The sequence below is a fragment of the Novosphingobium sp. genome (assembly GCF_019748365.1).
GTDB lineage: Bacteria > Pseudomonadota > Alphaproteobacteria > Sphingomonadales > Sphingomonadaceae > Novosphingobium.
Genome location: NZ_JAIEPN010000140.1, coordinates 1 through 7,485, shown reverse-complemented (window position 1 = coordinate 7,485; position 7,485 = coordinate 1). Strand labels below are relative to the sequence as shown.

Below are 7,485 nucleotides of genomic sequence, written 5' to 3'. Positions count from 1 at the left end.
TGCGACGACATGTCAGGCCAGACCGTCATGCTGAAGCGCTGCAGCAGGCCATCGTCCATCGACGTGCCATCAATCACACCGCGAACGTAGTTCTGCAGGAGCGACGGCTGGGTCGAGCCAAGCAGGCTGAGCGTGACCGATGGTACGAACAGGTTGGTCCCGCGACCGATCCGGTCGAACACATAGGATTCGGACCCGTTCCAGCCAGTGAGGTAGAAGCCGCGTGCTTCGGAATTGTCATCCCGATCCAGTGCCCGCAGCAGCGACATCAGCTCGTCGCGATGAACCAACAGGCCATTGGTGTTCTCGCTTCAGCCCGTCCCGGTCTGGGAAAGCGCATCAAGTTCAACTTTGGGGACAGCGGTGTCGTGATGATCGATGCAAGCGTGGTGCCGAACGTTGTATCCAATACCGACGAGCCGGCCGACTGCACCCTGACCGTGTCGCTGGTGGACTACGCGCGGATGGCCGCTGGCGAGCTCAACGCGACGACCGCGTTCATGACCGGCAAGCTCAAGGTCGCGGGCGACATGGCGCTGGCCTTGAAGCTTGATTCCCTCATCAAGTAGAACGGAACTTGCGGCGGATGGCCGGTTCTTGATTCAGGGCCGGCCATCGATCGTGCGGAAGTAGCGCTCGACAAGCTGTTTTTGCCGCTTCCGGTTGAACAATTTGGGTGCAACCAGAGTGTGCATCCCCAGCCCGTCGATGAAGCACAACAGGAAATGCGCTTCGAGATCGGCATCGAGATCACTCGGCAGACGTCCCGCCTGCTTCAAACCTTCGATCATCCGGACCAGCCAATCGTGGAGCACGGATTCGCGCCGCTCCTGATCCTGCCGCAGGCTCGCTTCATTGACCGAAGCGGCCGTGAACGCGAGGAAAACGCGCCACCGCACTTCCGCCTCGGGATCGTTGGGCAAAAGCACCAGAATGAATTTCTCGAGGAAGCTCAGCGCGTCCTTGCCCTCGGCGCTTTCGAGCTGTTCGGAAAGCTCTTCGAGCATCACGTCCAGCACGAATTTGATCAGAGCCGCCTTGTCGCGGAAATGGTGGGTCAATACGCCGGTCGAGCACTCCATTTCGGCCGCGATGGCGCGCATCGACATGCCTTCCAGCCCCTCGCGTGCGATGACTGCGAACGCCGCCTGCGCCACATCGCGGCGACGCGCGACCTGCTTCCTCTGGATATTGGCTCTTGGTTTCTGCGCAACTGATGTCATGATTTCTCATCCGCCAACCACAGCATTTCGTCAAGCATCAGCCGCTACGCATGCGGCCCGATCGCCGGAGCCATGCGAGGCAGGTCAGGGCAATCGCGGTTGTGACCGCCGGTATCCAGGCGACACTGGCGAGGCCCTGCGCAGCAATGACCTGTCCGGCGCGCGCTGGTGCTGCGGCTGATCCGAGCGCTGTCCAGCCCAGCATCGCCGCGGCGAGCCTGCCACTGCGATCGGCGGCGATCGCCAGAGCCGTGATGAACGGCTGGGTGAACACGAAAAAGAACGTGAGCACGATTAGCCCCAGCACGAAGGCCAATGGCGTCTGCGCGAGGGCGACGAGCACCGAGGAGGCACCGAAGCATGACACCCCGACAAAGGTCAGGGTGAGTTCGCGGCCAGGCCGGGTCACGACAAAGGCAGCAATGCCGCCGAGAATACCCGGCAGCGCGGTGACAGCGAGGGCAAACCCCACCTGTTGAACCGTCAGGCCGACCGAAACGCCGAGGCGTTGCCACGGTCACGGTCCACCGCGCGTCGAGCGAACTCCAGTTGGCGCTCGTGACCTTGTGTTCGAAACGGATCGCTTGCGTCACCCCGGCTTCGTCGGCGGCGGATCGGATGTGGTCGAGAATGGACTGACCGTCGGCAATGGCAGCCTCGCCGCGCCAGGGTTTGAACTCATAGCCCAGCGTATACATGTCCGAATCAGACCGGATTCCCGGATAGCGGAACAGGTCCCAGGTCCCGCCGATCGCCCCGCGCGCCTCCAGGATGATGAAGCTGCGATTGGGGCAGCGCGCACGCAAGTGAGCCGCCGCGCCGACGCCGGACAATCCCGCCCCAACGATGATTACATCATGGTGTTCGCTAGGTTCGGACATCAGGCTGGCAGCTCAGATTGCAGGCTGGCGCGTTGCTCACCAAACGATGAGCAATCCTTCGGTTCGTCAAAGGCTGCCACGGTAGCCTTTGATACGGCTGGTCCAACATCCTGGGGCTGACAGGCAGTTGCTTTGGTTGGGCACAGCGCTTCTGCAATCGAGCCTGATGCCAGGCGAGCTATTGGGTACATCACAACAAGATTTCCGCATTTTGATAACACCTGTTGTCATTTTTACGGGGGATAGGCAAGCGCTTTCTGCGTTGCTCCGAGGACGGAGGAGCGGTTGCCTTGCAGTTCCGCGCGAAGGCCAGCCCCGGTAACCGTCTGCTTCGGTGCGTCCCAACGGCAGCTTCTTTCAGCAGCCGACACGCAAAGCGGCGGCTTGGAGCGACCGTGTCTGGTCGAGTTCCGCCGACTGATCGTGGGACATTCCTGCCGCATTGCCGAAATGGATTCCACGGCGGATATCGAACCAATAGCTGACACACGACTCGTAACGATCAGCGAGCCCGCAGGGGCGCTCAGCTCGATCCCTGGAGTCATTACTTTCAATTTTACACGTGTAATGTAATCGTGTAGCAGGCTTGCTGGCCCATTGTGTTCGGACTTGCGTGCTATGGTTGTTGCTCCCTGCCAATCCGAGACTGCATCGCGCGTGCTCCATATCGGTGATCCTGCGCCCAATTTTGAGGCGCGCACGACGATGGGGCCCATTGCGCTCGCCGACTTTCGCGGAAGGTGGCTTGTGCTGTTCTCCCATCCGGCCGATTTTACCCCGGTCTGCACGAGCGAGTTCATCGCGCTCGCCAGAGCCAGTGACCAGTTCGAGGCGCTGCAGTGCTCGCTGCTCGCTGTCTCGGTTGACAGTTTGTATGCGCACCTCGCCTGGGTTCGCGCGATCCGCGACGGGTTTGGCGTCACGATCAACTTCCCGATCGTCGAAGATACGTCGGTCATCATTGGCCGCGCCTATGGGATGGTGGCGGAGCATGCGCCGGATGCCGCGGCAATGCGGTCGACCTACTTCATCGATCCGGCCGGCTACATTCGCGCGATGACCTGCTATCCGGCGACAGTCGGGCGATCGGTGGACGAGATGCTTCGCGTTCTGGCGGCTTTGCAGGCAGTTGATGCCGATGATGTGGTGACGCCGGAGGGGTGGCAGCCCGGCGAGGCGGCGTTGCTTCCGCCAGAACAGGATCAAGCCATCCTGCTGGAAGCAGCCGACGATCCGACGTGGTTCTGCCGCTTCAAGCCGCATGCGCCGAAAGGATAAGGCATGGCTGGCACCGATGCTCATGATCTCGAAGCGCTCGCCGAAGTAATGCGCACGCTGGGCCACGACACGCGGCTGCGGCTGATCTCCACTCTGCTGGAGCAGGGCGAGAAGTCGGTCAGCGAGATCGAGGCGCTCACCGGGATCGGGCAACCCGGCCTTTCGCAACAGCTTGCGATCTTGCGCAAGGCCGAACTTGTGCAGGCGCGTCGCGCGGCCAAGCAAGTCTACTACAGCGTTGCGCCCGAAGCGTTCATGCAGGCCGCCGCGTTCCTCAATGCGCTGGCGCCCGGTGCGGCGCCCAGGATTGCTGCAACAGCCATCACACCTCCGCCCCCGCCGCGCGGCTCGGCGGCGATGTTCGCCAAGCTGCTCTAGGCCATTCGATCCCGCCGCTGGATGCTGGTGCGGGAGGGAAAATCCCTCCCTGCAGTCTTGCATTCATGCCTTCGGGCGGCGGCCCCTGCGTGCACAGACACGGAGCTGGCGACACTTTATCGAGCCGTGCGAGACTTTTAGATGCTCGACGCTTCTCCGCCCCTTGATTGAATACAAACTTTCATATAATTGATAATTGTAGTCGGGCGACGGCATGAGTCGCTTCGCCGGATCGATCAGCAGGAGTGCCCACCCATGGTGGATATGGCCGTCATTGAGCTTTCGCGGGTCCAGTTTGCGCTGACCGCGCTCTATCACTTCCTCTTCGTGCCGCTCACGCTTGGCCTCTCGTTCATGCTCGTCATCATGGAGAGCATCTATGTGATGACGGACCGGCCGATCTGGCGGGTGGTGACGCGGTTCTGGGCCAAGCTTTTCGCGATCAACTTCGTGCTGGGTGTCGCCACCGGCATCACCATGGAGTTCGAATTCGGCACCAACTGGTCCTATTTCTCGCACTATGTCGGCGACATCTTCGGCGCTCCGCTGGCGATCGAAGGGCTGATGGCGTTCTTCCTCGAGGCAACCTTCGTAGGAATGATGTTTTTCGGCTGGGACCGGCTCAGCAAGCGCCAGCACCTGTTCACCACCTTCATGGTCGCACTGGGGTCCAATCTGTCCGCGCTATGGATTCTGATCGCCAACGGCTGGATGCAGCACCCGACCGGATCGCACTTCAATCCCGATACGATGCGCATGGAAGTCACTGATTTCGGAGCAGTTATCTTCAATCCTGTGGCGCAGGCCAAGTTCGTTCACACCGTCAGCGCGGGCTATGTCTGTGCCTCGGTCTTCGTGCTTGGCGTATCGTCGTACTATATCCTGCGCGGCAAGTGGGTCGCCGTGGCGAAGCGTTCCTTCACTGTCGCCGCTGCCTTCGGTCTCGCCTCGGCGCTGTCGGTCGTCGTGCTGGGTGACGAGTCCGGCTATACGCTTACAGATAACCAGAGAATGAAGCTCGCCTCGCTTGAAGCCATGTGGCATACCGAGCCTGCGCCTGCCGGGATCGCACTGTTCGGCATACCCAGCATGGAAGGCCGCAAGACGCTCTACGAAGTCAAGGTGCCCTACGTGCTGGGTCTGATTTCGACCCGCAGCCTCACCGGGAAGGTCGCCGGCATCGACGAGCTCGTGGTCAAGGCTGAAACCCGCATCGAAAGCGGGATCAAGGCCTATGACGCAGTCGAGAAGCTCAAGGTCAACCGCGGCGACATGACCGCGCGGGCGGTGTTCGAGGAGCACAAGCTCGATCTGGGCTACGCGATGCTGCTCAAGCGCTTCATGCCCGATCCGCGTGGGGCGACGCCTGCCGATATCGAGAAGGCAGCGTGGACGACGGTGCCCAACGTGCCAGTGATGTTCTGGCTGTTCCGCGCCATGGCCGGACTCGGCTTCTTCTTCATCGCCTTTTTCGCGGCTGCATTCTGGATGGCGACGATCCGCCGCTTTGGCTGCGCCAACGGCTTCTGCCGCCTGTTCATGCGGGCTGCGGTGTGGATCATCCCGCTGCCGTGGCTGGCGATCGAAGCCGGCTGGGTGCTGGCCGAGATCGGCCGCCAGCCCTGGGCGATCGACGGCGTGCTGCCGACCTTCCTCGGCGCATCGAGCCTCACCGTGCCGCAGATCTGGACCACGATCATCGGCTTTACCGCGCTTTACGGCACGCTGGCGGTGATCGAGGTGCGCCTCATGCTTGCCGCCATCGCGCATGGCCCGATCGAAGATCATGCACTGGCAGGCCCTGCAGGCGCAGCCCACGGCCAGTCCGCCCACCCGCCCTATGCCGCCGTTCCGGCTGAATAAGGAGATCCCGCCATGGTTCCCCCGATCGACTATGAAACCCTGCGCGTGATCTGGTGGCTGCTGATGGGCGTACTCCTCATCGGCTTTGCCCTGACCGACGGCTTCGATCTTGGCGTGGCCGCGCTGCTGCCGTTTGTCGCGAAGAGCGACGAGGAGCGCCGCATGGTGATCAACGCCGTCGGCGCGACGTGGGAAGGCAACCAGGTTTGGTTCATCCTCGGCGGCGGCGCGATCTTTGCGGCCTGGCCGTTCGTCTATGCCGTGAGCTTCTCGGGCTTCTACCTTGCGATGTTTCTCGTGCTGGCAGCGCTGATCCTGCGCCCGGTGGGCTTCAAGTACCGATCCAAGCGGCCGGAACCCAAGTGGCGCGCGCGGTGGGACTGGGCGCTGTTCGTGGGCGGTCTCGTGCCTGCTCTGGTCTTCGGCGTGGCGGTCGGCAACGTGCTGACCGGCGTGCCCTTCCGGCTCGATAGCGATCTGCGCGCGTTCTACGAAGGCACGCTGCTTGGCCTATTCCACCCGTTCTCGCTGCTGGCAGGGCTGCTCTCGGTCGCGATGCTGGTGCTGCATGGCGCAGCCTGGCTGGCGCTCAAGGTCGAGCATGGCACAGTGCATGACCGAGCGCAGCGGTTCGGACAGGTCGCCGCTCTGGTCGCAATTGCGCTGTTCGCCCTTGGCGGCGTGATGATGGCGACAATGGGTTATGGCTTTCGCGTGGAAGGCGTGCCTGATCCGGCTGGCCCGTCCAATCCCCATCTGATGACGATGGTGGCTGCGCCGGGAGCATGGCTCGCCAATTTCGCTACGCACCCGTGGATGCTCACCGCGCCGCTGCTCGGTTTTACCGGGCCGCTCGTTGCGCTCGCGGGCATGCGCGCGCGGCGCGAGGTGCTGGCGTTCGGTGGATCGTCCGCCGCGGCGGCAGGGATCATCGGCACTGTCGGGCTTTCGATGTTTCCCTTCATCCTGCCCAGCTCGATTGACCCGGCCTCCAGCCTCACGGTCTGGAACGCCTCCTCCAGCCACATGACGCTGTTTATCATGCTGCTGGTGACCTGCGTTTTCCTGCCAATCGTGCTCGCCTACACGGCTTGGGCCTACAAGGTCATGTTCGGCCGCGTGACCCTGCACGAGGTGCGCACCAACCCCGATTTCTACTGAACCCAGATTTCTATTGAACAGGGAGCCTCCGGCTATGTGGTACTTCACTTGGATACTCGGCCTTGGCGTGGCCGTCGGCTTCGGCATCCTCAACGGGATGTGGCACGAGTTTCACTCGGACGTGGACGAGGACCTGCTCGTCTGACTCAGGGAACGATGAAGGTCGTGCGATCGATGCCAACAGCATCGGTCGCGCGGTCCACAGCCGTCACTGTCACGGCATAGGTGCCGGGCTTTGCGGCTTCGATGCTGGCGGCAAACAGGCCGGTGCTGCCGGCATAGGCGAGCGGCTGTCTCACCACCGCACCGCCATCGCGGGAAACCTGCGCGGTTACAGCGAAGCGCGCCGCATCCCACAGCCCGCCGGGTTCGATCGGACAGCCGCACAGCAACGCAACATTGGCGCGGATCGTCACCGCGCGTTCGCCTGCCGCCAGACGAACATGCGCAGCCGGATCAGTCACATCGACGGCCAGCCCGGCAAGCTCCAGCACCCAGCCATCGCCCGCCGCGACGCCGTGGCTGGGCAGCACCCAGCGCTGCGACCGGACGGCAATCGCGGATTGCAACTGCGCCGCCGGGCCATAGGCCTCCACTTCGAGGAGCGTCGGCTCGGCCAAGTCGATCGTGGTGCGGAAGGCAGCCGTGCTCTCGTCCGCAAGGGCCGCGTTGCGGGGGCCGCCGGCCATGATCCGCCTGGT

The 7,485-nt window shown here is 62.8% G+C and carries 10 protein-coding genes and 1 pseudogene; 6 read left to right on the top strand and 5 right to left on the bottom strand.

Annotated features, from left to right (window positions below; all coding sequences use genetic code 11):
• Positions 1-269 (bottom strand): DUF3987 domain-containing protein (locus K5Q19_RS15695; protein ID WP_292947098.1); only part of this gene is annotated, 269 nt, incomplete at its 3' end.
• Positions 270-281: 12 nt separating this feature from the next.
• On the opposite strand from K5Q19_RS15695, the gene K5Q19_RS15690 reads away from it, so the two are divergent.
• Positions 282-569: an SCP2 sterol-binding domain-containing protein gene (locus K5Q19_RS15690; protein WP_292947094.1), complete on the top strand. Its 288-nt coding sequence runs from the start codon at positions 282-284 to the stop codon at positions 567-569.
• Between the two features lie 33 nt (positions 570-602).
• On the opposite strand, the gene K5Q19_RS15685 is transcribed toward K5Q19_RS15690, so the two are convergent.
• The 3 genes and pseudogenes from K5Q19_RS15685 to K5Q19_RS21960 form a co-directional block, all read right to left on the bottom strand.
• The gene (locus K5Q19_RS15685; protein WP_292947092.1) at positions 603-1,223 is read right to left on the bottom strand and encodes a TetR family transcriptional regulator C-terminal domain-containing protein; all 621 of its coding nucleotides are present in this window, start codon (positions 1,221-1,223) and stop codon (positions 603-605) included.
• Positions 1,224-1,260: 37 nt separating this feature from the next.
• Entirely contained in the window at positions 1,261-1,695 is a 435-nt protein-coding gene (locus tag K5Q19_RS15680; protein WP_292947107.1) for a hypothetical protein, read from the bottom strand.
• 244 nt (positions 1,696-1,939) lie between these two features.
• Positions 1,940-2,104 (bottom strand): annotated as a pseudogene (locus tag K5Q19_RS21960) (NAD(P)-binding protein); the annotation flags it as partial.
• A gap of 618 nt (positions 2,105-2,722) precedes the next feature.
• Here K5Q19_RS21960 and K5Q19_RS15670 point away from each other — a divergent pair.
• The 5 genes from K5Q19_RS15670 to cydX all read left to right on the top strand — a co-directional run bounded on the left by K5Q19_RS15670 (position 2,723) and on the right by cydX (position 6,929).
• Positions 2,723-3,382, top strand: coding sequence for a peroxiredoxin (locus K5Q19_RS15670; RefSeq protein WP_292947104.1), 660 nt, complete (start codon positions 2,723-2,725; stop codon positions 3,380-3,382).
• A gap of 3 nt (positions 3,383-3,385) precedes the next feature.
• Positions 3,386-3,760 carry a metalloregulator ArsR/SmtB family transcription factor gene (locus K5Q19_RS15665; protein ID WP_292947090.1) on the top strand — a complete coding sequence of 125 codons (375 nt, stop codon included), beginning with the start codon at positions 3,386-3,388 and terminating at the stop codon, positions 3,758-3,760.
• 258 nt (positions 3,761-4,018) lie between these two features.
• Complete coding sequence (locus K5Q19_RS15660; RefSeq protein ID WP_292947101.1) at positions 4,019-5,623, top strand: cytochrome ubiquinol oxidase subunit I; 1,605 nt, start codon at positions 4,019-4,021, stop codon at positions 5,621-5,623.
• A gap of 12 nt (positions 5,624-5,635) precedes the next feature.
• The gene (gene cydB / locus K5Q19_RS15655; RefSeq protein WP_292947087.1) at positions 5,636-6,784 is read left to right on the top strand and encodes a cytochrome d ubiquinol oxidase subunit II; all 1,149 of its coding nucleotides are present in this window, start codon (positions 5,636-5,638) and stop codon (positions 6,782-6,784) included.
• A 34-nt stretch (positions 6,785-6,818) separates the two neighbouring features.
• On the top strand, positions 6,819-6,929 hold the full coding sequence (gene cydX / locus K5Q19_RS15650; protein ID WP_292947084.1) for a cytochrome bd-I oxidase subunit CydX: 111 nt from the start codon (positions 6,819-6,821) through the stop codon (positions 6,927-6,929).
• A 1-nt stretch (position 6,930) separates the two neighbouring features.
• Here the strand turns inward: cydX and K5Q19_RS15645 are convergent.
• Positions 6,931-7,485 (bottom strand): hypothetical protein (locus tag K5Q19_RS15645; RefSeq protein ID WP_292947081.1); only part of this gene is annotated, 555 nt, incomplete at its 5' end.

Bases quoted from the DNA above. Each gene is read 5' to 3' on its own strand.
- K5Q19_RS15690 (WP_292947094.1), top strand. From the start codon at position 282: ATGAACCAACAGGCCATTGGTGTTCTCGCTTCAGCCCGTCCCGGTCTG.
- K5Q19_RS15685 (WP_292947092.1), bottom strand. From the start codon at position 1,223: ATGACATCAGTTGCGCAGAAACCAAGAGCCAATATCCAGAGGAAGCAG.
- K5Q19_RS15670 (WP_292947104.1), top strand. From the start codon at position 2,723: ATGGTTGTTGCTCCCTGCCAATCCGAGACTGCATCGCGCGTGCTCCAT.
- K5Q19_RS15665 (WP_292947090.1), top strand. From the start codon at position 3,386: ATGGCTGGCACCGATGCTCATGATCTCGAAGCGCTCGCCGAAGTAATG.
- cydB (WP_292947087.1), top strand. From the start codon at position 5,636: ATGGTTCCCCCGATCGACTATGAAACCCTGCGCGTGATCTGGTGGCTG.
- cydX (WP_292947084.1), top strand. From the start codon at position 6,819: ATGTGGTACTTCACTTGGATACTCGGCCTTGGCGTGGCCGTCGGCTTC.